The organism is Nocardioides hankookensis, assembly GCF_042658885.1.
Lineage (GTDB): Bacteria > Actinomycetota > Actinomycetes > Propionibacteriales > Nocardioidaceae > Nocardioides > Nocardioides hankookensis.
Map to the genome: position 1 here is coordinate 220485 of NZ_JBHSRJ010000001.1, position 22546 is coordinate 243030.

The window sequence follows — 22546 nt, forward strand, 5'->3', positions numbered from 1 at the left end:
CACAGGGTCAAACCCGCGCGGGCCGGTCTCCACGCTACCTGTGGATGACGGGTTGCCCGCAGCCTCCCAACCTTGTTACGTTCCGGAGCACCGGGGTTCCCCGCCGCCCGTGATCCAGAGCTTCCCCGCAGGTCGTGTGACGCCCGCCACATTGGGCGCAATGAGCCTCTGACCTGCGAAAACAGCACGTTCTCCGGATCTGGGATGTGTCTCGGGCCTACTCTCTCCACAGCGAGAGCGTCGGGTTCACAACCTGTGGACAAAGTTGTGGACGCAACTCGGGCACGAGCCTGAAGACCAGCATCAAGAAAGCGGGAGCGGTGGAGCAGCAGACCTCGGACCTCGGCGTCGCCTGGCGGGGCGTGGTCGACGACCTCCAACCGAACCAGCGCGCCTGGCTCAGCGCCAGCGAGCCGGTGACGCTCCACGAGAGCACCGCCATCGTCGCGGTGCCCAACGACTTCACCCGCAACCAGCTCGAGGGCCGGCTGCGCGCGCAGCTCGAGGACGCCCTGAGCCTCCGCTTCGGTCGCGAGATCCGGATCGCCGTCACCGTCAACCCCGCCCTCGAGACGGAGATGACCCCGGCGGCCGTCGAGGAGATCCCAGAGCCACAAAGTGACTTGTCGATAAATCCACAGATGGACACCAATCCGACCGTCAGCGCGCCGCCGCCCGCTCCCGAGCCCGCCGACGTCGGACCGCGACCCACCTCGCTGGAGACGCGGCTCAACCCCAAGTACACGTTCGAGACCTTCGTCATCGGTTCGTCGAACCGCTTCCCGCACGCCGCCGCGGTCGCCGTGGCCGAGGCGCCGGGCAAGGCCTACAACCCGTTGCTCGTGTACGGCGACTCCGGCCTCGGCAAGACCCACCTCCTGCACGCGATCGGCCACTACGTCCGGTCGCTCTACACCTCCGCCCGCGTGCGGTACGTGTCCAGCGAGGAGTTCACCAACGAGTTCATCAACGCGATCCGCGACGACCGTCAGGACCGGTTCAAGCGGCGCTACCGCGACGTCGACGTCCTGCTCATCGACGACATCCAGTTCCTCGAGGGCAAGACCCAGACGCAGGAAGAGTTCTTCCACACCTTCAACACGCTCCACAACGCGAACAAGCAGATCGTCCTCACCTCCGACCGCGCACCGAAGCGGCTGGAGGCGCTCGAGGACCGGCTGCGCAACCGGTTCGAGTGGGGCCTCATCACCGACGTCCAGCCGCCGGACCTCGAGACCCGGATCGCGATCCTGCGCAAGAAGGCCGCGATGGACCGGCTCACCGCGCCGCCGGACGTGCTCGAGTTCATCGCCTCGAAGATCCAGACCAACATCCGCGAGCTCGAGGGTGCGCTGATCCGGGTCACGGCGTTCGCGAACCTGAACCGCCAGGAGGTCGACATGACCCTGGCCGAGATCGTCCTCAAGGACCTGATCCCCGAGGGCGGCGAGCCCGAGATCACCGCGGCGCTGATCATCGCGCAGACCGCGGCGTACTTCGGGCTCTCCATCGAGGAGCTCACCGGTCCCAGCCGCGGCCGGCACCTGGTCATGGCCCGCCAGATCGCGATGTACCTGTGCCGCGAGCTCACCGACCTGTCGCTGCCGAAGATCGGCGCCCAGTTCGGCAACCGCGACCACACGACCGTGATGTACGCCGACCGCAAGATCAACCAGCTGCTCGCCGAGCGCCGCGCGGTCTTCAACCAGGTCAGCGAGCTGACCAACCGGATCAAGCTCCAGGCCCGTCAGTCCTGACCGGTTCGTGTGCTTCCCCGCCTGTGGACGAGGTGTGGGTCGAAATGACATTCACCCGCCTCGCCTGTGGACCGGCTGCTCCACCGGTGTGCACCCCGGCCGTCGCTCCACACCCCACGCCCAGCTCCGCGGTCGCCGTCCACACCCCCTGTGCATCTCGAACTGGGGACCTGACCTGGGACTTCAGGAGTTCTCCACAGTTTCCACCGTTGCTATGACTCCTCCGTACCTCTAGACCTAGAGATCCCCCGTCAACATCCATCCGGGACCCGTCCTGGGGACAAACCCCCAGAATCCCCACCGAACCTCCCGCTCGCTGTGCGTGCATGGCAGGATTCACCTCCCCACCCGTCCGACCCGAAGGACACATCGTGAAGTTCCGCGTCGAGCGCGACGTGCTCGCCGATGCCGTCGCCTGGGCTGCTCGCAGCCTCCCGGTCCGTCCGAGCGTCCCGGTCCTCGCGGGCCTGCTCATCGAGGCGAACGACGACGGGCTGGTGCTGTCCACCTTCGACTACGAGACCTCGGCCCGGGCGACGCTCAACGCCCAGGTGAGCGACGAGGGTCGCGCCCTCGTCAGCGGCCGGCTGCTCGCGGACATCTGCCGAAGCCTCCCCGCCAAGCCGGTCGACATGGTGCTGGACGGTGCGCGCGTCTCGCTGACCTGTGGCTCGGCCCGGTTCAGCCTCCAGACCATGCCGGTCGAGGACTACCCCGCGCTGCCCGACATGCCGGCCGCGACCGGGACCGTCGACAGCGAGGGCTTCGCCCACGCCGTCGCCCAGGCCGTCACCGCCGCCGGCCGTGACGACATGCTTCCCGTGCTCACCGGCGTCCGCATCGAGATCGACGGGTCGACGATCTCGCTGCTGGCCACCGACCGCTTCCGCCTCGCACACCGCGAGCTGGCGTGGAGCCCGCACACCCCCGACGTCTCGGCCGCCGCGCTGGTTCCGGCGCGGGTGCTCGGCGACACCGCCAAGGCGCTGACCGCCGGCGGCGAGGTCACCATCGCGCTGGCGACGACCGGCACGGGTGAGGGCATCATCGGGTTCGAGGGCGATGCCCCCGGCGGCCGCCGTCGTACGACGACCAGGCTCCTGGACGGCGAGTTCCCCAAGGTCCGCAGCCTGTTCCCGGCCGAGCACCTGACGACCGCGCTCGTCGACAAGACCGCGCTCATCGAGTCCGTCCGTCGCGTCTCGCTCGTCGCCGAGCGCAACACCGCCGTGCAGCTCGCGTTCAGCGACGGGGTGCTCACGCTCGACGCCGGCTCGGGCGACGAGGCCCAGGCGTCCGAGTCGATCGAGGCGAGCATCCAGGGCGAGGACATCACCACGGGCTTCAACCCGCAGTTCCTGCTCGACGGGCTCACCGTCATCGACCAGCAGGTCATCGAGCTCGCCTTCACCCAGGCCTCCAAGCCCGTGGTGCTCAGCGGCTCGACGGAGGGCGAGGCGGAGACCGCGTTCCGCTACCTCCTGATGCCGCGCCGACTGTTGTCCTGAGCGACAGGTCCTAGGCTGGGGTCATGGACATCGGACTCGTCGGGCTCGGCAAGATGGGCGGCAACATGCGCACCCGTCTGCGCGACGCCGGCCACACCGTCATCGGCTACGACCGCAACCCGGACCTCGCCGACGCGGACAGTCTCGCCGCGATGGTCGAGCAGCTCCCGTCACCCAAGGTCGTGTGGGTCATGGTGCCCGCGGGCGACCCGACCCGAGGCACCATCGAGGAGCTCGGCGAGCTGCTCGGCGAGGGTGACCTGGTCGTCGACGGCGGCAACTCGAAGTGGACCGACGACCAGCTCAACGCCGAGATGCTGGCGAAGAAGGGCATCGGCTTCGTCGACTGCGGCGTCTCCGGCGGCGTGTGGGGTCTCCAGAACGGCTACGCCCTGATGTGTGGCGGCTCCGACGAGGACGTCGCCAAGGTGCAGCCGGCGCTCGACGCCCTCAAGCCCGAGGAGGGCGGCTTCGTCCACGCGGGCAAGAAGCCCGGTGCCGGCCACTTCGCCAAGATGGTCCACAACGGCATCGAGTACGCCATGATGCAGAGCTACGCCGAAGGTTGGGAGCTGCTCGAGAAGGTCGACCTCGTCGACAACGTCACCGAGGTCTTCGACTCGTGGCGCTCCGGCACGGTGATCCGCTCGTGGCTGCTCGACCTGCTGGTCGCCGCCGTCGAGGAGGACGAGCACCTCGACAAGATCGCCGGGTACGCCGAGGACTCCGGCGAGGGCCGGTGGACCGTCGAGGCCGCGATCGAGAACGCCGTACCGATGAACGTCATCGCCGCCTCGCTCTTCGCGCGCTTCACCTCACGCCAGGACGACAGCCCGGCCATGAAGGCCATCGCCGCGATGCGCAACCAGTTCGGCGGGCACGCCGTCCACACCGAGCCGCCGGCCGGTGGGGACGCGGCCGGCCCAGCCTGACCGTCCCCGTCCGTGTACGTCGCCCACCTCACGCTCCACGACTTCCGGTCCTACGCGACCGCCGACGTCGAGCTGGGGCCCGGGGTCACGGCGTTCATCGGCCGCAACGGCCAGGGCAAGACCAACCTGGTCGAGGCGATCGACTACCTCTCGCGGTTGGCCTCGCACCGGGTCTCCGGCGACGGGCCGCTGGTGCGGTCCGGTGCCGAGCAGGCCGTGGTGCGTGCCGCGGTCGTGCGCGACGGACGCACCGCCGTGCTCGAGGTGGAGATCAACCCGGGCCGCTCCAACCGCGCCCGGGTGAACAGGTCGCCCCTCCCCCGGGCCCGCGAGCTGGTGGGCCTGGTGCGCACCGTCGTCTTCTCCCCCGAGGACCTGACGCTGGTGAAGGGCGACCCGTCCGACCGCCGGAAGTTCCTCGACGACCTCCTCGTGCTGCGCACGCCGCGCCTCGCCGGCGTCCGCTCGGACTACGACCGGATCCTCAAGCAGCGCAACTCCCTGCTGAAGACCGCCGGCGCCGCGCGGCGCGGGTCCTCCAGCCAGGAGGGCGCCCTCTCCACGCTCGGCGTCTGGGACGACCACCTGTCCCGCGTCGGCGCGGAGCTGCTCGCCGAGCGGATCGCCCTGGTCGAGGCGCTGCGGCCGTACGTCGGCAAGGCGTACGAGACCGTGGCCCGCGGCGCGAGCCGCGACGACGCGGACCTCGAGTACCGCCCGTCGTTCGACCTCGAGGGCCGTACCGGTCGCGAGGAGCTCACCGAGGCGCTGCTCGCCGAGGTGGAGCGGCGCCGCAAGGACGAGCTGGACCGCGGGATCTCGCTGGTGGGGCCGCACCGCGACGAGCTGCTGCTCAGCCTCGGCCACGGTCCCGACCAGGACCGCCTGCCGGTCAAGGGCTACGCGTCCCACGGGGAGTCCTGGTCCTTCGCGCTCGCGATGCGGCTCGCGTCGTACGACCTGCTGCGTGCCGACGGTGACGACCCGATCCTGATCCTCGACGACGTCTTCGCCGAGCTCGACACGGAGCGGCGTGCCCAGCTGGCGGAGCTCGTCGCCGGTGCCGAGCAGGTGCTCGTCACCGCGGCCGTCGGCGCCGACGTGCCCGAGGCGCTGGCCGGCGTGCGGTACGCCGTCGGCGGTGGCGAGGTCGTCCGTGAGCAGTGAGCCGCCGCCGGACGCCCGGCCGGACGCACCGCCGGACCACGACCCGGATGGGCTCGACCTCGCCCGGGCACTGACCCGGGCGACGGCGAAGTCGACGCCGAAGGCACGCAAGCCCAAGCGCCAGGACTCGAAGTGGAACCGGAGCCGCGTCACCGGGTCGCACCCCGACGACCGGGATCCGCAGCTGCTCGACGACACGCTCTCGCGCCTGGTCGCCGACCACGGGTGGGACCTCGACCTGCGGGTCCAGGGGGTCTTCGGGCGCTGGGCCGAGCTGGTCGGCGCCGAGGTCGCCGAGCACTGCACGCCGGAGAGCTTCGACGACGGACGGCTGGTCGTGCGGACCGCCTCGACCGCCTGGGCGACCCAGCTCCGGCTGCTGGCGCCGACCGTGGTCCGCCGGCTCAACGAGGAGCTCGGGCACGGCACCGTGACCGTCATCGAGGTGCTCGGCCCGCACGGGCCGACCTGGAAGAAGGGCCCCCGGTCCGTCCGCGACGGCCGCGGCCCGCGCGACACCTACGGCTGACGCGCCCAGGACTCGTCCAGGGACGATCTGGCGGGCCCGCCGACGTACGGGGACCTGTCGACACCCCTGCCAGGCCCGTCGATCGCCGCTCACGGGGCGCTACGGGCCACTTTTCATCCACAGATCCCCCCTCCTGCGAGGGGCACGCGTGGAATACGGCCTTCTGACGGCTATCATGGACGTTGGCCGCCAGCGCCCACGTGCTGCGGCCTTCTCCATGTCTTCTCCCTGTCACCAGTAGCCCTGTGAAGAGGTGCGTGTGTCCGACGACAGCTCCGTCGAGATCCCCGACGAGACCCCTCAAGAGACCCCCGCACCCGCGACCCCCACGGTCGAGTACGACGCCTCCGCGATCCAGGTGCTGGAGGGCCTCGAGGCCGTCCGCAAGCGGCCCGGCATGTACATCGGCTCGACCGGTGAGCGCGGCCTGCACCACCTGATCTGGGAGATCGTGGACAACGCGGTCGACGAGTCGCTCGCCGGCTACTGCGACCGGATCGTGCTGACCCTCCAGGAGGACGGCGGCATCCGGGTCGAGGACAACGGTCGCGGTATCCCGACCGACACGGCCCCTGGCCAGGAGCTGCCGGCGCTGACGCTGGCACTCACCGTGCTGCACGCCGGCGGCAAGTTCGGCGGTGGCGGCTACAAGGTGTCCGGTGGTCTGCACGGCGTCGGCGTCTCCGTCGTCAACGCGCTCTCCAGCCGGGTGATCGCCGAGGTCAAGAACCGCGGCCACCTGTGGCGCCAGACGTTCACCATCGGTGTGCCCGACGGCGAGCTCGAGCAGGTGCGGCCGATGGAGGACGGCGAGAGCACCGGCACGACGATCACCTACTACGCCTCCCCCGACATCTTCGAGACCACGGCGTACAGCCTCGAGACGATCACCTCGCGGATCCGCGAGATGGCCTTCCTCAACAAGGGTCTGACGATCGTGGTCCGTGACGAGCGGCCGGTCGCGGCCGAGATCGTCGACGCGGTCGAGGACGACACCGTCGCCGCCGACGTCGACTCCGCGCGCGACGACGCGATCAAGCGCGGCGAGGGCGGCGGCATCGAGCAGACCTTCTGCTACCAGCGCGGCCTGGTCGACTACGTCGAGTACCTCAACCGACGCAAGACCGTCGCCAACCCGACGGTCATCTCGTTCGAGGCCGAGACCCCGGAGTCCTCGGAGAACCACATGAGCCTCGAGGTGGCCATGCAGTGGAACACCACGTTCTCCGAGTCGGTGCACACCTTCGCCAACACCATCAACACCCACGAGGGCGGCACCCACGAGGAGGGCTTCCGCGCGGCGCTCACCTCGCTGGTCAACAGCTGGGGCTTCGAGTGGGGCCTGATGAAGAAGCCCGAGGACCGCGTCTCGGGTGACGACATCCGCGAGGGTCTCACCGCGATCATCTCGATCAAGATGGGCGAGCCGCAGTTCGAGGGCCAGACCAAGACCAAGCTCGGCAACACCGAGGCCAAGGGCTTCGTGCAGCGGATCATGAACGACCAGCTCGGTGCCTGGCTCGAGCAGAACCCGGCCGAGGGCCGCGACATCGTCCGCAAGTCGCAGGCCGCGGCACAGGCCCGGATCGCCGCGCGCAAGGCGCGCGACCTGGCCCGCTCCCGCAAGGGCCTGCTCGGCAGCGGCAGCCTGCCCGGCAAGCTGTCGGACTGCCAGTCGACCAACCCCGCGGAGTGCGAGGTCTTCATCGTCGAGGGTGACTCCGCCGGCGGTTCGGCGCGCCAGGGCCGCGACCCGCGGATCCAGGCGATCCTCCCGATCCGCGGCAAGATCCTGAACGTCGAGAAGGCCCGCATCGACAAGGTCCTGGGCAACCAGGAGGTCCAGTCGATCATCTCGGCCCTGGGCACCGGCATCCAGGAAGAGTTCGCGATCGAGAAGCTCCGCTACCACAAGGTGGTGCTGATGGCGGACGCCGACGTCGACGGTCACCACATCAACACGCTCCTGTTGACACTGCTCTTCCGCTTCATGAAGCCGCTGATCGAGGGCGGCTACGTCTACATGGCGCAGCCTCCGCTCTACCGGCTGCGCTGGAACAAGCCGCACGACCACGAGTTCGTCTACTCCGACGCCGAGCGGGACGCACTGCTCCGCGACGGCCAGGCCGCGGGCAAGAAGCTGCCCAAGGAGAACCCGGTCCAGCGCTACAAGGGTCTCGGCGAGATGAACGCCAAGGAGCTGTGGGAGACCACGATGGACCCCGACCAGCGCCTGATGCTCCAGGTGACGCTCGACGACGCCGCCCACGCGGACGAGATCTTCTCGATCCTGATGGGCGAGGACGTCGAGCAGCGTCGCTCCTTCATCCAGCGCAACGCCAAGGACGTCCGATTCCTGGATATCTAGGTCTCTAGCGAGATCACTAGATTCCAGTAGAGCCGACCAGAGAGACGAAGACCTGTGACTGAGACCCCCACCGACGGCGGCACTCCCCCGCTGGGCGGCCGGATCGAGCCGGTCGAGCTGCAGACCTCCATGCAGCGCGCCTACATCGACTACGCGATGGCCGTCATCGTCGGTCGCGCGCTGCCCGACGTACGCGACGGGCTGAAGCCGGTGCACCGGCGGGTGCTCTACGCCATGTACGACGGCGGCTACCGGCCCGACCGGGGCTTCTCGAAGTGCTCGCGCGTCGTCGGTGACGTGATGGGTCAGTACCACCCGCACGGCGACACCGCGATCTACGACACCCTCGTCCGCCTGGCCCAGCCCTGGGTGATGCGCGCGCCGCTGGTCAACGGCCAGGGCAACTTCGGCTCGCCGGGCAACGACTCCGCCGCGGCGATGCGGTACACCGAGTGCCGGATGGCGCCGCTGGCCATGGAGATGGTCCGCGACATCGACGAGGAGACCGTCGACTTCCAGCCCAACTACGACGGGCGCTCCGAGGAGCCGGTCGTGCTGCCGGCGCGGTTCCCCAACCTGCTGGTCAACGGCTCGGCCGGCATCGCGGTCGGCATGGCGACCAGCATCCCGCCGCACAACCTGATCGAGGTCGCCGACGGCGCCCGCTGGGCGCTCGAGCACCCGGACGCCTCGCGCGAGGAGCTGCAGGACGCACTCATCGAGCGGATCAAGGGCCCCGACTTCCCCAACGGTGCGCTCATCGTCGGCCACCAGGGCATCGAGCAGGCCTACCGCACCGGTCGCGGCTCGATCACCCAGCGCGCGGTCATCGAGGTCGACGAGGACGCCCGCGGTCGCACCTGCCTGGTCATCACCGAGCTGCCCTACATGGTCAACCCGGACAACCTGGCGCTGAAGATCGCCGAGCTCGCCGACAGCGGCAAGGTCCAGGGCATCGCGGACGTCCGCGACGACACCTCCGACCGCACCGGTCAGCGTCTGGTCGTCGTGCTCAAGCGCGACGCGGTCGCCCGGGTCGTGCTCAACAACCTGCTCAAGCACACCGAGCTGCAGACCAACTTCAGCGCCAACATGCTGGCGCTCGTCGACGGCGTGCCGCGCACCCTGTCGATCGACCAGTTCATCAGCAACTGGGTCACGCACCAGATCGACGTGATCCGCCGGCGTACGGAGTTCCGGCTCCGCAAGGCCGAGGAGCGCGCGCACATCCTGCGTGGTCTGGCCAAGGCGCTCGACCAGCTCGACGAGGTCATCGCGCTGATCCGTCGCTCGCCCGACGTGGCGGAGGCCCGCGAGGGCCTGATCGAGCTGCTCGACATCGACGAGATCCAGGCGACCGCGATCCTCGACATGCAGCTGCGCCAGCTCGCCGCGCTGCAGCGTCAGAAGATCATCGACGACCTGGCCGAGATCGAGGAGCGGATCGCCGACCTCCAGGACATCCTGGCCAACGTCTCGCGCCAGCGGCAGATCGTCTCCGACGAGCTCGGCGAGATCGTCGAGAAGTACGGCAACGAGCGGCGCACGCAGATCATCGCGGCCGACGGCGACCTCTCGATGGAGGACCTGATCCCCGACGAGGAGCTGGTCGTCTCGATCACCCGCGGCGGCTACGCGAAGCGCACCCAGCGCCAGCAGTACCGGATCCAGAAGCGGGGCGGCAAGGGCGTGCGCGGCGCGACGCTGCGCGGCGACGACGTCGTCGAGCACTTCATCGCGACCACCAACCACCACTGGCTGCTGTTCTTCACGACGGCGGGCCGGGTCTACCGCACCAAGGCCTACAACCTCCCCGAGGCGTCGCGCGACGCCAAGGGCGGCCACGTCGCGGGACTGCTCAGCTTCCAGCCCGACGAGAGCATCGCCCAGGTGCTGGCGATCCGTGACTACGAGCAGGCGCCGTACCTCGTGCTGGCGACCCGCAACGGCCTCGTGAAGAAGACCCGCCTCGGCGACTACAACTCCCCGCGGCAGGCCGGCGTCATCGCGATCAACTTCCGTGAGGACGACGACGAGCTGATCGGCGCCGAGCTGGTGAACGCCGAGGACGACATCCTGCTTGTGTCGCGCAAGGGCTCGGCGATCCGCTTCAAGGCCGAGGACAGCCAGCTGCGGCCGATGGGTCGTGCGACGTCCGGCGTGACCGGCATGAAGTTCCGCACGGCCGACGACTCGGTGCTGTCGATGTCGGTGATCCGCGCGGAGCAGGTGGCTGCCGAGGAGGCCGCCGAGGCCAAGGCCGAGGCGTCCGGCGAGTCGACCGACGCGGGCGACCTGCCCGACGTCAAGGAGCAGTACGTCTTCACGATCACCGACGGCGGCTTCGCCAAGCGCAGCCGGATCTCCGAGTACCGCATCACCAACCGCGGCGGCCTGGGCATCAAGGCGATGGCACTCCAGAACGAGGAGCGCGGCCAGCTGGTCGGCGCCTTCATCGTCGAGGAGGGCGACGAGGTCATGTCGATCACCCAGAACGGCCAGGTCGTCCGCAGCCCGATCAACGCCGACTTCCGGCCCACCGGTCGCTCCACGATGGGCGTGAAGTTCGTCGGGCCGAAGTCCGGCGACTCGGTCGCCGTCGTGGCCCGGTCCGTCGAGTCCCGCGAGGACGACGAGGCGGAGGTCGAGGGTGAGCTGGAGGGTGGCGCCGACCTCACGGAATCGTCGGATGCGGACACGGGTGCAACAATCGAGGCGACAGTGGACGTCGAAGAGTCGTCCGACGCACCCGGGCCCGACACCGACGGGGAGAGTGAGGCCTGATGACCGACCGGTCCACCGAGAGCACCGCTACTCGCACCGCTGCCGACCGCTCGAGCACGACCAAGCCGGCGTCCAAGCCGGCGTCGACGCGTGGCCTGGGCGAGCGGATCTCCTCCGCCGTCGGCAAGGCCAGCGACGAGCACCGTGCCAACGCCAACCCCGGCTCCAAGGCCGCCGCCAAGAAGGCGTCGCCGAACCGGAAGCCGCCCCGGCGTGCCCGGCTGCGCCTGACGCGGATCGACCCGTGGTCGGTGATGAAGACGTCGTTCCTGCTCGCGATCGCCTTCGGCGTCGTCACCGTGGTCTCGGTCTTCATCATCTGGTCGGTGCTGTCCGCGGCCGGCGTCTGGGACTCGATCAACCAGACCGTCCAGGACGTCGTGGGTGGCGAGGACGCCGGGAGCTTCGACGTCGAGAAGTACGTCGGGATGTCCCGCGTCATGGGCTTCACGATGCTCGTCGCCGTCGTCGACGTCATCCTGATCACCGCGATCGCGACCCTCGGCGCCTTCCTCTACAACATGGCAGCGGCCCTGCTCGGTGGGGTGGAGCTCACCCTCGCCGAGGACCAGCGCTGACCTGCGAGGACGGAGCGCCCGCCGTTTTGTCGGGTGCTCCGCGGGTGGGGTAATGTCCCCTCTCGGTCCGGGGCCTATAGCTCAGACGGTTAGAGCGCTTCCCTGATAAGGAAGAGGTCACAGGTTCAAGTCCTGTTAGGCCCACCATCCCGGTACGACACGAGCTCCACGGGAGTCACCATGAAGAAGATCCTGCTCCTCCTCGCGATCGCCGGCGCCGCAGTCGTCGTGAAGAAGAAGCTCGACGAGGGCAAGCACGAGCAGGCTCTCTGGGCCGAGGCGACCGACAGCGTCACCCGCTCCTGATCTGCTGCTCCACCGGGGGCCTTGGCGCAATTGGTAGCGCACCTGCTTTGCAAGCAGGGGGTTAGGGGTTCGAGTCCCCTAGGCTCCACCATCCTTGGCTGACGCCAGCGCCGCGAGCTCATCGGCGTCGTGGGCGCAGAAGATCGTCACCTCGTCGGAATGCGAGCGCTGCAGCTCCCGGAGCCGCGCCTGGTTGGCCAGCCGGCGCTTGTTGTCCACGCCCATCAGGGTCTGGAACACCTTGAGCCCGACCGGCGGGGTCGGCGGGGTCAGCTTCTCCGAGGCGTGGAAGTAGGAGTCGCCGGCGTGCAGCAGCCAGCCGCCGCCCGGCCGGCGTACGGCGACCCCGCAGTGCCCGCGGGTGTGACCCTGGAGCGGGACGAGCAGGACGTCGTCGCCGAGGGCGGTCACGGAGTCGAAGCCGAACCAGGCGTCGCCGGGCACGTCGTGGCGCATCCACGCCGGTCCGTGGGCCCACTGCACGGAGAGGTAGCGGCCCTTCTCGCGCAGCGTCGGGTGCAGCGCAGCGTCGGGTGCAGCGCGGCGTCGTGCTCGTCGGCGAAGACGTGCACGCGGGCGCCGGGGAAGTCCGAGATCCCGCCGACGTGGTCGAGGTCGAGGTGGGTGAGGGCGATGTCGGTGACGTCGTCCGGCGCGTAGCCGAGCGCCGTGACCTGGGCGAGCGCGGTCTCGGCCGCCACCAGCTCGGGCCGGACGATCGCGCGGAAGGGCTGCCCGAGGCGGCGCGGGTCGGCGACGTCGGCCGTGCCGAAGCCGGTGTCGACGAGCAGCAGCCCGTCGGGTCGTTCGACCAGGAGGCAGTGCGCGACCATGCCGGTCGGCGACACCCGTCCCCCGAAGGACCCGACGGGGTGCATGGTCGCGCAGTTGAGGTGGTGGATCGCCATGGGTCGATCGTGCCGGGTCGCGGTGGTCGCGGACCCGAGGTCTAGCCCACCCGAAAGGGTGAGGTCGGTTCTGGCCCGCCACGGCTGGGGTCTTCGGTTGAATCGGCTCGGCCTGTCCGCCTCTCGGGAACCCCCAAGGAGATCCCAGTGCGCACCACCACAGCGCGGCTGGCCGGCGTCCTCGCCGGCCTCAGCCTGATCGCGACCCCGCTCGTCGTCGCCGCCCCGAGCCACGCCGACACCGGCGAGGGCACCGTCACGGTGAACATCGTCGACGACCGCGGCCAGCCGGTGAAGGCCGTCGTCCAGCTCATCGACTCGACCGGCGGCAACGAGATCCTCGGCGACCCGACGACCCCCGCCTCGTCGTACTCGATGGCCGTCCCCGTGGGCGGGTACGGCGTCGTCGTGATGGGTGGCTGGCCGCTGATGAGCTGCTTCGGCGTCACCGGCTGCGACGGCCTCGGCATCACGAGTCCGACGACGCTGACCTTCGCGAGCGCCGTCGTCACCGCCACCGAGGGTGGTTCGGCGACGTACACCGCCGTCCTCGGGACGCCCACGGTCGAGGGTGCGGCTCGCGCCGGGGAGACCCTCGAGGTCGTCTCGCCGATGAGCGGCGAGCTCGCCGACGCCTTCGGCGACTTCCTCGCGCCGAGCGTGACCTGGTTGCGCAACGGCGACCGGATCCGCGGCGCCAAGGGGGCGGCGTACACCCTGACCCGTCGTGACGTCGGCTCGCGGATCAGCGCGACCATCGGCTACCCGGCCCTGCTGAAGCTGCTCGCGGGCATCAGCGGCGGCCTGCTGGGCATCGCCCCGGACGCCTTCACCTCGCCCGAGGTCACCGTCACCAAGAACACCTCGACGACGGACCTCAAGCTGAGCGGTGGCACGGCGTACGTCCGGGTCAGCGGCGCGGCCGACGAGGCGTCCGGCTGGGTGCAGCTGACGATGAAGGGCCAGCGGGCGACCTGGGCCCGGGTCCAGGACGGCTTCGTCCCGGTCGACCTGCCCAACCTGAAGGCCGGCAAGTACAAGGTCACGGCGACCTACCAGGGCAACGGCGAGCTGCTCGGCTCCAAGGACACCGCCAACCTGACGGTGAAGAAGGCCAAGAAGCGCAAGGGCTGAGCGCCCTCACCCGCGAGCGGGGTGCGCGGGCGGGCTGCGTACGCTGATGGCGTGCCCAGCCCGCTCGCCCCTCGCTACTGGGGCGCGCACCTGCTGGCCCTGGTCCTCGTCGGCCTGGCCGCAGCGCTCGGCGTCTGGCAGTACGACGCGTGGCAGGCGCACCGCGCCGCCGAGGCCGTCGACCTGACCCACGCCGACCCCGTCCCGCTCGACGAGGTCATCGGGCCCGACGACCCCTTCCCGGGCAACCAGGTCGGGCAGCCGGTGTCGGTCTCGGGCACCTGGGTCCCGGACGGGACGGTCTACGTCTCCGGCCGCGTCCACGACGGCCAGGACGGCTACTGGGTCGTGACCCCGCTCGCCGTCGACGGCGACGACGGCGCCGCGTTGCCGATCGTGCGCGGCTGGGTCGCCGACCCCGACGACGCACCGGCGCCGCCCACCGGCGCCGCCAGCCTGGACGCCTGGCTCCAGCCGCCCGAGGGCACCGGGGAGGTCGACGAGGACCCGACCGACGACGTGCTCCCCCAGCTCCGGATCGCCGACCTCATCCAGCACGTCGACCAGGACCTCTACGGCGCGTACGGCGTGGCCACCGAGCCCGAGGACGGGCTCGAGGCGGCCAGCGTCGACCAGCTGCCCGACGTGGGAGCGTTCACCGGGATCCGCAACCTCCTCTACGCGATCGAGTGGTGGTTCTTCGGGCTCTTCGCGGCGTTCATCTGGTGGCGGTGGGTGACCGAGACGACAGCCGAGGGGCGTGTGGTCGAGGAGGCCGACGAGACCGCGACGAGCGATCCGTAGGCTGTCAGTGTGAAGCTCTTCCAGACCTACCGCGTGCTCGCCTTCATCGTCGGGGTGCTGCTGGCGTTCTGCTCGTTCGTGGCCCTGCCGCTGCGCTACATCCCGGCCGAGGGCACCGACCTGCAGCAGCTCGGCGAGACGCTGAGCGTGCTGTGGGTCGCGCACGGATGGGCGTTCATGATCTACGTCGTGGTCGCGTTCCTCCTCGCCCGCCGGGCCCGCTGGAGCCTCGCGTTCACGCTGCTGATGCTCGTCTCCGGCCTGATCCCGCTGCTGATCTTCTGGGTCGAGCACAAGGTCAACCAGAAGGTGCGCGCCGAGAACCCGGAGCTCGTGGGATCCTCGGCAGCGTGACGGTCCGATGACCACGGCGTTCGTGCTGGGGGGCGGCGGAGTCCTCGGCGCGGTCGAGGTCGGGATGCTGCGGGCGCTCTTCGAGCGCGACGTCACGCCCGACCTGGTGCTCGGCACCAGCATCGGCGCCCTCAACGGCGCCATGGTCGCCCGGCAGCCGGACGCCTCGGTCATCCCGAAGCTGGTCGCCCTCTGGCAGGGCGCTGCCTCCGGTGGCGCCGAGGTGTACGGCGACAGCCCGCTGCGCACCGTCCGCCGGGCGGTGTCCACGGGCACCCACCTCTGGTCCGCCACCCCGCTCAAGCAGGCGCTGGTCGACGAGTTCGGCGACCTGACCTTCGAGGACCTGCCCGTCCGCTTCCAGGTGTGTGCGGCCAGCATCGAGCGGGCCGCCGAGCACTGGTTCGACTCCGGCCCGGTCGTCGACGCGGTGGTCGCGAGCGCCGCCGTACCCGGGCTGCTGCCGCCGGCGAAGGTTGGCGACGAGCACTACCTCGACGGCGGCATCGTGAACTCGATCCCGCTCGGTCGTGCCGTCCAGCTCGGCGCCTCGCGCGTCTTCGTCCTCCAGGTGGGGCGGATCGACCGCCCGTTGACCGCGCCGAGGCGGCCCTGGGAGGTCGCCCGCGTCTCGTTCGAGATCGCCCGGCGGCACCGGTTCAACCGCGAGCTCGCCGAGCTGCCGTCGAGCGTCGAGGCCCACGTGCTCCCCGCGCGCGGCACCTCGGGCAAGGACGACAGCGTGCTCGGCACCCGCGACTTCTCCGGGGTGCAGGAGCGCATCGACCTCACGTACGAGGCAGCAGCGGCGTACCTGGACGAGCACCTGTCATGACGTGGGCTCCGTGAAGTGGGCACTGCGGCGCTGCCTGATCGCGCCGCTCGTGGTCGCACTCGCGGCGCTCGCGTGGACGACGCTGCCCCTGTGGTTGGTCGGCACCGCCGCGCTGTCGCCCGTCGTGCGCGGCCGGCTCCGCCCGCTCCGGTTCTTCTGGGTCGTGCTCGTCTACGTCACCTGCGAGGCGCTGCTGCTCGTCGTGATGTTCGGCCTGTGGATCGCGTCCGGCTTCGGGTGGCGGCTGCGTACGGCGTACTTCGAGGGCATCCACTACGACCTGGTGCAGGGCACCATGTGGGTGTTCTTCCGCGAGGCCCGACGGGTGCTGCGGCTGAGCATCGCGTCGGAGGGTCCGGGCCCGGCGGAGCACGGCGGCCGGCCGATCCTGGTCTGCTGCCGGCACGCGGGGCCGGGCGACTCGTTCGTGCTGATCCACACCCTGATGGCGTGGTACGACCGGGAGCCGCGGGTGGTCCTCAAGGACACGCTCGCCTGGGACCCGGCGATCGACGTGCTCCTCAACCGGATCCCGGCGCGCTTCATCACCCCGAACCCCGGCCCGACCGAGGACCTCGAGGCGCAGATCGCGGAGCTCGCCAGCGGCCTCGACGAGAACGACGCCTTCGTGATCTTCCCGGAGGGCGGCAACTTCACCCCGCAGCGGCGTCAGCGCGCGATCGACCGGCTGCGTCGGCTCGGCATGGAGCGGATGGCGCAGCGGGCCGAGCGGATGATCCACGTCCTGGCCCCGAAGCCGGGCGGCTTCCTGGCCGCGCTGGACGCGGCGCCCGACGCCGACGTCGTCCTGGTCGCGCACACGGGCCTGGACCACATGGTCACCGTCGGCGAGGTGTGGCGCGAGCTGCCCATGGACAAGCGGATCGTCATGCGCTGGTGGCAGGTGCCGCGGGCGGAGATCCCGGCCGGGCGCGAGGCGCGCATCGAGTGGCTCTTCGAGTGGTGGGAGCGGATCGACACCTGGATAGCAGAGAACCGGCCGGCGGAGATCTCCACCGGCCGGTCCGCCTGAGCTGTTACTTCTTCTCGTCGACCTCGACCACGTCGGCCGGGTCGTCGGGCGTCGTCACCGGGTGCGGCGACTCCGCCTGATCCGCGAGCGCCTCGCCGGGCGAGGCACCGGCCTCGTCGTCCTCGACCACCGCGACCGGCTTGGGCGCCGCGGCGGGGGCGGGCGTCGGGGAGTAGGAGGACTGCCAGTTCTGGCTCTCCTGACCGCCGCGCAGGCGCGAGGCGACGTACGCCGCCCCGGCCGCGATGCCGGTGATGATGACCAGCTTGCGGAGCCGGTGCTTCTTCTTCGGCGGGTCCGCGACCGCGGCGACCTTGTCGGCAGCGGTCTCGGCGCCGGCGGCCGCCTTCTCCGCGGCGTACGCCGCGCCCTCGGCGATCTTCTCGGCGGCGACGGCTGCGCCGGCGGCGATCGCGGGGCCGGCCTTGTCCCGGGCGTCGGCGATGTAGGGCGCAGCCTTCGCCCTCGCGTCGGCGATGGCCGGACCGGCCTTGTCCCGGGCGTCCGCAATCACCGGACCGGCCTTCTCGCGGGCCGTGGCGATGGCGGCCTCGACCTGCGGCCGGACCTGCGAGGCGTAGTCGCTGACAGTGTCACCGGCCTGGTCGAGGATCGACTTGTTCTTCCGCAGACCCATGGGGCTTCCTCTCGTCGTGTCCCTGGTGCATCCGATCATGCCACCGGCGACCGAACCAGGGGCCGGGCGCCGGGCGGGCTGCTTGTCGACCGTGCGAGGATCGGACGGCACAACCAGCACCGCGTACGTCCGTGGTGTACCCACCAAACGTGAGAGGCAGTCATGGCGGACCAGCAGGCCATCTTGAAGACCAACCGGGGCGACATCACGCTCAACCTGTTCCCGAACCACGCCCCCGAGACGGTCGCCAACTTCGTCGGCCTCGCCCAGGGCACCAAGGAGTACGACGCGGGCACCGGCAAGACCGGCCCCTTCTACGACGGCCTGGTGTTCCACCGCGTCATCGAGGGCTTCATGCTCCAGGGCGGCTGCCCCACCGGCACCGGCACCGGCGGCCCCGGCTACACGTTCAAGGACGAGCCGCACCCCGAGCTCACCTTCGACAAGCCCTACCTGCTGGCCATGGCGAACGCCGGCCCGGGTACCAACGGCTCGCAGTTCTTCATCACCGTGGCCCCCACGACGTGGCTGAACTTCAAGCACACGATCTTCGGCGAGGTCGCCGACCAGGCCTCGCGCGAGGTGGTGGACGCCATCGGCACCACCCCCACCGGTCCGGGCGACCGGCCGAAGGACGACGTCGTCATCGAGTCCGTCGAGATCATCGGCGCCTGACCTCCCCGAACGACCCACGATGAACGATCATCCGGCGCCCGCCGGGGTGCCGGTCTGCTACCGGCACCCCGGCCGGGAGTCGCACATCCGCTGCCAGCGCTGCGACCGCCCGATCTGCCCGGACTGCATGCGCGACGCCGCCGTCGGCTTCCAGTGCCCGGAGTGTGTCGCGGCCGGCAAGAAGGCGACGCGCAGCGGGCGGACGGCGTTCGGCGGGCTGCGGCCCACCAACGCCTCCATCACCACCGGCGTCCTGATCGCGCTCAACGCGGGCGTCTGGCTCGCGATCCTGGTGACCGGCGGGTCCGGCAGCCGGCTGGTCGACTGGCTCGGCCTGCGGCCGAAGGGGCTCTGCCTGCTCGGCGCCCAGGGGTTCGACGCCCCGCGAGCGGCCTGCGAGGCCCGGGGCGGCAGCTGGCTGCCCGGCGTCTCGGACGGCGCCTGGTGGCAGCTCGTGACGTCGGGTTTCACCCACGTCACCATCACCCACATCGCCTTCAACATGCTGGCGCTGTGGATGATCGGCCCGCAGCTGGAGCTGGTCTTCGGCCGGGTCCGCTTCCTCGCGCTCTACCTGCTCGCACTGCTGGCCGGGTCCGCGGTCGTGCTGTGGGCCTCGGGTGAGTACCAGCTCACCCTCGGCGCCTCGGGCGCGATCTACGGCCTCTTCGGCGCCCTGATCGTGGTCGCCCGTCGGGTCGGCGGCGACATGCGCGCCCTGTGGGGGCTGATCGCGGTCAACGTGCTGATCACCTTCGCCGTCCCCAACATCTCCTGGCAGGGCCACCTCGGCGGCTTCGTCGGTGGCGTGGTCGTCGCCGGGATCCTGGCCTACGCGCCGCGCCGGCACCGTACGGCGTACCAGGCGGCCGGCCTCACCGCCGTCGCCGCGGTCATCCTGGTCGCGACCCTGCTGCGCACCGCCGCCCTGGCCTGAGCCCTCGGCGGGTTTCGCACGCCCGGACGGCGGGAAGTTCATCCACAACTGTGGACGATCCTGTGCAGAACTACACGCGTGTAGTTCTCCACAGATCTATCCCCAGATGTGCACAAACGCCGGCCCCCTCCAGGGGACCGGCGTTCGTCGTGCGGGGCTGGTCAGCTCACTCCCAGCGCGTCGCGAAGGTGAAGCCGACCGCCATGAAGGCGATGCCGACGACCAGGTTCTTCTGGCCCAGGTCGTCGAAGACGGGGATGTTGCTGAGGTCGTTGCTGAACACGTAGTACGTGCAGATCCACAGCAGGCCGACCACGAAGCAGCCGAGCATACCGACCACGACGCCGCGGCCGCGGCCGAGCGGGGTGGAGGGGTGCGCGGAGACGATCAGCCCGACCATCAGCAGGCCGAAGCCGATCAGGTAGTTCCAGTCGCCGAGGTCGCCCATGAAGGCGGGCGAGCCGCTGTCCTTCGGCGGGAAGGCCGTCGGGTCGAAGACCACGTAGTAGTAGGCGATCCAGGCGATGCCCAGCACCATCAGCACCAGCGCGACGATGAAGCGCGGCGATGCCAGCGGGCCCCGGTCGGGGGCGAGGGGGTCCTTGGCCTTGAGCTTGGACACGGGTGCTCCTGGTCGTTCGTGAGGTCGTGCGGGACCCGTCGTGACGCGGGCCATGCTGTCGTCCGTTCCGGGCTGGGACGGACTCCGGGATACCTTAGTCAACGTGAGCGCCGGATCCCACGCGAGGCCCACCGGGTCGAGCGACCCGGGACACAAGCGTCGGCTCCTCCGGATGCCGAAGCAGCGCCCCGCGAGCCCCCGCGGCCGCCTCTGGCGCCTGGGGACCCCACTCGTGGTCATCGCCTGCGGCGGTCTCTTCGTGGTCAGCGCCAACAACAGCCAGGGCACCGACCTGCGGCCGGGCCGCTACACCGACCTCGCCTCCCTGGTCCAGGACGAGGCCGACGGGTACGACGACCTGCGCGGCCGGGTCGCCGCGCTGGACGCCCAGGTCAACATGCTCAGCACCGCGGTCAGCGACCGCGACGTCAACCGCTACCAGCGCAAGATCGAGCAGCTCCGCGACCCCGCGGGCCTCGTGGAGCGCCGCGGCCCGGGGGTGACGATCGTGCTCACCGACGCCCCCGAGGACGTCATCAACTCCACCACCGGTGACGTCAACCCGCTGCTGGTGCACCAGCAGGACATCCAGGCCGTCGTGAACGCGCTCTGGAAGGGCGGCGCCACCGCCGTCACCATCCAGGGCCAGCGCATCGTGTCGACGACCGGCATCAAGTGCTTCGGCAGCTCGGTGCAGCTGCAGGGCGTGCCGTTCCCCCCGCCGTACGTGATCCAGGCCGTCGGCGACCAGGTCGCGCTCCAGGCCGCGGTCGACGCCGACCAGTACGTCGCGGCCTACCGCGAGGACGCCGAGGACCCGGACATCTCCGTCGGCTGGGACATGCAGGTCGACGGCGACGTCAAGGCGCCGGCGTACGACGGCCTCACCGACCTCAGCTACGCGACCCCGCTGCGCGCCAAGTCCGAGTAGAGGTCCGGCTAGCCCGCCGGCGGCGGGATGATCGGCGTCTCGCTCGGGTCCGTGGTCGGGGTGTCGGTCGGCGACGTCGGGGCCGTGGGCTCCACGAAGCTGGACACCTGGAGGGTCACCGTCGATCCCTCCGAGAGCGTCTCGCCCTTCGAGGGGCTCTGGTCGATGACGGTGCCCGCGGGCTCCGTCGTGTCGTCCGTGGTGAACACCCGCGGCACGAACCCGGCGTTGCGGATCGCGGTCTCGGCCTCCGCCTGCTGCATGCCCACGACGTTCGGCACCTTCTCCGGCCCGTCGGAGTAGGACACGACGATCGTGGTGCCCGCGGCGACGGTCTGGCCCTGGGACGGGTCGGTGCTGACGACCGTGCCCTTGTCCTCGTCCGACTCGACCTCCTTGAGCTTCACGTCGAAGCCGGCCGCCTCCAGGGTCTGCTGCGCGGCGTCCTTGTCCTGCCCGATCAGGAACGGCACCTCGACCTGGGGCTTGCCCAGCGAGATCACCAGGTCGACGGTCGAGTCGGGGTCGACGTAGTTGTCCGGGTCCGGGGTCTGGTCGATCACCCGCCCGGCCGGCACCTCGTCGCTGTTCTCGCGGTCGATCGAGCCGACGGCCAGGCCGGCGTCACCGATCAGCTGGCGCGCCTGCTTCTCGGTCTTGTTGATGACGTTGGGGGCCGGCACCTGCTCGGGAGCCTTCTCGAAGAGGTTCGGGAGCAGGTACGCCGCACCGGCGATCAGCACGATGAGCAGCAGGCCGAGCGCGATGATCAGGCCGGTTCGGCTGCGCGGCTCCTCCTCGTCGTACGTCGCGACGGGCGCGACCACCGACGTCGGAGCGGTGACCGGCGCCGCTGCGGGCACCGGCGGCGGGATCGGCGCCTGCACCGGGCGACCGCCCAGGTAGCGCTCGATGTCGCTGCGCATCGCGGCCGCGGACTGGTAGCGGTCCTCGAGCCGCTTCGCCAGCGCCTTGAGGACGATCGCGTCGACCTCGGGCGGCAGCGAGGTGTCGTGGTCCGACGGGGGTACGGCGGGCTCGCGCACGTGCTGGTAGGCGACCGCGACCGGGCTGTCGCCCACGAACGGCGGCCGGCCGGTGAGGAGCTCGTAGAGCAGGCAGCCGGCGGAGTAGACGTCCGAGCGGGAGTCCACGGTCTCGCCGCGGGCCTGCTCCGGGGAGAGGTACTGCGCGGTGCCGACGACGGCGGCGGTCTGCGTCATCGTCGACGAGGCGTCGCTGATCGCGCGGGCGATGCCGAAGTCCATCACCTTGACGTCGCCGCTCGGCGTCAGCATCACGTTGCCGGGCTTGATGTCGCGGTGGATGATCCCCGCGCGGTGGCTGTAGTCGAGGGCCGAGAGGACGCCGCTGGTGATCTCGAGCGCGCGCTCGGGCAGGATCTTGCGCCCCTCGCGCAGGATGTCGCGCAGCGTGCGCCCGGCGACGTACTCCATGACGATGTAGGGCTGCGAGATGCCGGAGCCGTCGGCGGCGGGCTCCTCGCCGGTGTCGTAGACCGCGACGATCGCCGGGTGGTTGAGCGAGGCCGCCGACTGCGCCTCGCGGCGGAACCGGGCCTGGAACGTCGCGTCGCTGGCGAGGTCGGTGCGCAGGCGCTTCACGGCGACCACCCGCCCGAGACGGGTGTCGGTGCCCTTGCGGACCTCCGCCATCCCGCCGCGGCCGAGGAGCTCACCGAGCTCGTAGCGCCCGCCGACGACGACCGGCTGTTGGTTGTTCACGG

General features: G+C 70.5%; 22 protein-coding genes and 2 tRNA genes. 19 read left to right on the top strand and 5 right to left on the bottom strand.

What is annotated here, in order from left to right:
- The first annotated feature begins 302 nt into the window (after positions 1 to 302).
- The 11 genes from dnaA (at position 303) to ACFPYL_RS01060 (ending at position 12020) form a co-directional block, all read left to right on the top strand.
- Entirely contained in the window at positions 303 to 1757 is a 1455-nt protein-coding gene (gene dnaA / locus ACFPYL_RS01010) for a chromosomal replication initiator protein DnaA (RefSeq protein WP_379150144.1), read from the top strand.
- A gap of 371 nt (positions 1758 to 2128) precedes the next feature.
- Positions 2129 to 3265: a DNA polymerase III subunit beta gene (dnaN, locus tag ACFPYL_RS01015; protein WP_379149454.1), complete on the top strand. Its 1137-nt coding sequence runs from the start codon at positions 2129 to 2131 to the stop codon at positions 3263 to 3265.
- A 23-nt stretch (positions 3266 to 3288) separates the two neighbouring features.
- Positions 3289 to 4197, top strand: a complete 909-nt coding sequence (gene gnd / locus ACFPYL_RS01020; RefSeq protein ID WP_379149456.1) for a phosphogluconate dehydrogenase (NAD(+)-dependent, decarboxylating) — start codon at positions 3289 to 3291, stop codon at positions 4195 to 4197.
- Between the two features lie 12 nt (positions 4198 to 4209).
- A complete protein-coding gene (gene recF, locus ACFPYL_RS01025; RefSeq protein WP_379149458.1) occupies positions 4210 to 5364 on the top strand; it encodes a DNA replication/repair protein RecF in 1155 nt (384 codons plus the stop codon).
- Positions 5354 to 5893 carry a DUF721 domain-containing protein gene (locus ACFPYL_RS01030; protein WP_379149460.1) on the top strand — a complete coding sequence of 180 codons (540 nt, stop codon included), beginning with the start codon at positions 5354 to 5356 and terminating at the stop codon, positions 5891 to 5893. The genes recF and ACFPYL_RS01030 overlap by 11 nt, the downstream gene beginning before the upstream one ends.
- Positions 5894 to 6152: 259 nt before the next feature.
- Positions 6153 to 8261, top strand: a complete 2109-nt coding sequence (gene gyrB / locus ACFPYL_RS01035) for a DNA topoisomerase (ATP-hydrolyzing) subunit B (protein WP_379149462.1) — start codon at positions 6153 to 6155, stop codon at positions 8259 to 8261.
- Between the two features lie 54 nt (positions 8262 to 8315).
- Positions 8316 to 11045 (top strand): DNA gyrase subunit A, encoded by a 2730-nt coding sequence (gyrA, locus tag ACFPYL_RS01040; RefSeq protein WP_379149464.1) that lies wholly within the window; start codon positions 8316 to 8318, stop codon positions 11043 to 11045.
- Positions 11045 to 11623 (top strand): DUF3566 domain-containing protein, encoded by a 579-nt coding sequence (locus ACFPYL_RS01045; protein ID WP_379149465.1) that lies wholly within the window; start codon positions 11045 to 11047, stop codon positions 11621 to 11623. The genes gyrA and ACFPYL_RS01045 overlap by 1 nt, the downstream gene beginning before the upstream one ends.
- Positions 11624 to 11693: 70 nt before the next feature.
- A tRNA-Ile gene (locus ACFPYL_RS01050) sits at positions 11694 to 11770 on the top strand.
- Positions 11771 to 11803: 33 nt separating this feature from the next.
- Positions 11804 to 11929 carry a DLW-39 family protein gene (locus tag ACFPYL_RS01055; RefSeq protein WP_379149467.1) on the top strand — a complete coding sequence of 42 codons (126 nt, stop codon included), beginning with the start codon at positions 11804 to 11806 and terminating at the stop codon, positions 11927 to 11929.
- Positions 11930 to 11944: 15 nt separating this feature from the next.
- Positions 11945 to 12020 (top strand) — tRNA-Ala (locus tag ACFPYL_RS01060).
- Here ACFPYL_RS01060 and ACFPYL_RS01065 read toward each other — a convergent pair.
- Positions 12008 to 12373 carry a hypothetical protein gene (locus tag ACFPYL_RS01065; protein ID WP_379149469.1) on the bottom strand — a complete coding sequence of 122 codons (366 nt, stop codon included), beginning with the start codon at positions 12371 to 12373 and terminating at the stop codon, positions 12008 to 12010. The genes ACFPYL_RS01060 and ACFPYL_RS01065 overlap by 13 nt on opposite strands.
- Complete coding sequence (locus ACFPYL_RS01070; RefSeq protein WP_379149471.1) at positions 12337 to 12837, bottom strand: MBL fold metallo-hydrolase; 501 nt, start codon at positions 12835 to 12837, stop codon at positions 12337 to 12339. The genes ACFPYL_RS01065 and ACFPYL_RS01070 overlap by 37 nt, the downstream gene beginning before the upstream one ends.
- Positions 12838 to 12984: 147 nt before the next feature.
- Here ACFPYL_RS01070 and ACFPYL_RS01075 point away from each other — a divergent pair, with 147 nt between their 5' ends.
- The 5 genes from ACFPYL_RS01075 to ACFPYL_RS01095 are packed head-to-tail and all read left to right on the top strand — an operon-like array spanning position 12985 to position 16997.
- Positions 12985 to 13971: a hypothetical protein gene (locus tag ACFPYL_RS01075; RefSeq protein ID WP_379149473.1), complete on the top strand. Its 987-nt coding sequence runs from the start codon at positions 12985 to 12987 to the stop codon at positions 13969 to 13971.
- A 51-nt stretch (positions 13972 to 14022) separates the two neighbouring features.
- Positions 14023 to 14775, top strand: coding sequence for an SURF1 family protein (locus ACFPYL_RS01080; protein ID WP_379149475.1), 753 nt, complete (start codon positions 14023 to 14025; stop codon positions 14773 to 14775).
- Positions 14776 to 14784: 9 nt separating this feature from the next.
- Positions 14785 to 15129 carry a DUF3817 domain-containing protein gene (locus ACFPYL_RS01085; protein ID WP_379149477.1) on the top strand — a complete coding sequence of 115 codons (345 nt, stop codon included), beginning with the start codon at positions 14785 to 14787 and terminating at the stop codon, positions 15127 to 15129.
- A 7-nt stretch (positions 15130 to 15136) separates the two neighbouring features.
- A complete protein-coding gene (locus ACFPYL_RS01090; protein ID WP_379149479.1) occupies positions 15137 to 15964 on the top strand; it encodes a patatin-like phospholipase family protein in 828 nt (275 codons plus the stop codon).
- A 10-nt stretch (positions 15965 to 15974) separates the two neighbouring features.
- Entirely contained in the window at positions 15975 to 16997 is a 1023-nt protein-coding gene (locus tag ACFPYL_RS01095) for a 1-acyl-sn-glycerol-3-phosphate acyltransferase (protein WP_379149480.1), read from the top strand.
- Positions 16998 to 17001: 4 nt separating this feature from the next.
- Here ACFPYL_RS01095 and ACFPYL_RS01100 read toward each other — a convergent pair whose 3' ends face one another.
- The gene (locus ACFPYL_RS01100) at positions 17002 to 17634 is read right to left on the bottom strand and encodes a hypothetical protein (RefSeq protein ID WP_379149482.1); all 633 of its coding nucleotides are present in this window, start codon (positions 17632 to 17634) and stop codon (positions 17002 to 17004) included.
- Positions 17635 to 17796: 162 nt separating this feature from the next.
- Here ACFPYL_RS01100 and ACFPYL_RS01105 point away from each other — a divergent pair, with 162 nt between their 5' ends.
- Both ACFPYL_RS01105 and ACFPYL_RS01110 read left to right on the top strand, forming a co-directional pair.
- Positions 17797 to 18309 carry a peptidylprolyl isomerase gene (locus ACFPYL_RS01105; protein ID WP_379149484.1) on the top strand — a complete coding sequence of 171 codons (513 nt, stop codon included), beginning with the start codon at positions 17797 to 17799 and terminating at the stop codon, positions 18307 to 18309.
- 19 nt (positions 18310 to 18328) lie between these two features.
- Entirely contained in the window at positions 18329 to 19246 is a 918-nt protein-coding gene (locus tag ACFPYL_RS01110) for a rhomboid family intramembrane serine protease (RefSeq protein ID WP_379149486.1), read from the top strand.
- A gap of 166 nt (positions 19247 to 19412) precedes the next feature.
- Here ACFPYL_RS01110 and ACFPYL_RS01115 read toward each other — a convergent pair whose 3' ends face one another.
- Entirely contained in the window at positions 19413 to 19868 is a 456-nt protein-coding gene (locus ACFPYL_RS01115; RefSeq protein WP_379149488.1) for a cell division protein CrgA, read from the bottom strand.
- Between the two features lie 172 nt (positions 19869 to 20040).
- Between ACFPYL_RS01115 and ACFPYL_RS01120 the strand changes: the two genes are divergently transcribed.
- Positions 20041 to 20799: a DUF881 domain-containing protein gene (locus tag ACFPYL_RS01120; RefSeq protein ID WP_379149489.1), complete on the top strand. Its 759-nt coding sequence runs from the start codon at positions 20041 to 20043 to the stop codon at positions 20797 to 20799.
- An 8-nt stretch (positions 20800 to 20807) separates the two neighbouring features.
- On the opposite strand, the gene pknB is transcribed toward ACFPYL_RS01120, so the two are convergent.
- On the bottom strand, positions 20808 to 22544 hold the full coding sequence (pknB, locus tag ACFPYL_RS01125) for a Stk1 family PASTA domain-containing Ser/Thr kinase (RefSeq protein WP_379149491.1): 1737 nt from the start codon (positions 22542 to 22544) through the stop codon (positions 20808 to 20810).
- Between the last annotated feature and the right edge of the window lie 2 nt (positions 22545 to 22546).

Bases quoted from the DNA above. Each gene is read 5' to 3' on its own strand.
- ACFPYL_RS01120 (WP_379149489.1), top strand. From the start codon at position 20,041: ATGCCGAAGCAGCGCCCCGCGAGCCCCCGCGGCCGCCTCTGGCGCCTG.
- ACFPYL_RS01105 (WP_379149484.1), top strand. From the start codon at position 17,797: ATGGCGGACCAGCAGGCCATCTTGAAGACCAACCGGGGCGACATCACG.
- ACFPYL_RS01070 (WP_379149471.1), bottom strand. From the start codon at position 12,837: ATGGCGATCCACCACCTCAACTGCGCGACCATGCACCCCGTCGGGTCC.
- gnd (WP_379149456.1), top strand. From the start codon at position 3,289: ATGGACATCGGACTCGTCGGGCTCGGCAAGATGGGCGGCAACATGCGC.
- ACFPYL_RS01090 (WP_379149479.1), top strand. From the start codon at position 15,137: ATGACCACGGCGTTCGTGCTGGGGGGCGGCGGAGTCCTCGGCGCGGTC.
- ACFPYL_RS01110 (WP_379149486.1), top strand. From the start codon at position 18,329: ATGAACGATCATCCGGCGCCCGCCGGGGTGCCGGTCTGCTACCGGCAC.
- ACFPYL_RS01100 (WP_379149482.1), bottom strand. From the start codon at position 17,634: ATGGGTCTGCGGAAGAACAAGTCGATCCTCGACCAGGCCGGTGACACT.
- ACFPYL_RS01045 (WP_379149465.1), top strand. From the start codon at position 11,045: ATGACCGACCGGTCCACCGAGAGCACCGCTACTCGCACCGCTGCCGAC.
- ACFPYL_RS01055 (WP_379149467.1), top strand. From the start codon at position 11,804: ATGAAGAAGATCCTGCTCCTCCTCGCGATCGCCGGCGCCGCAGTCGTC.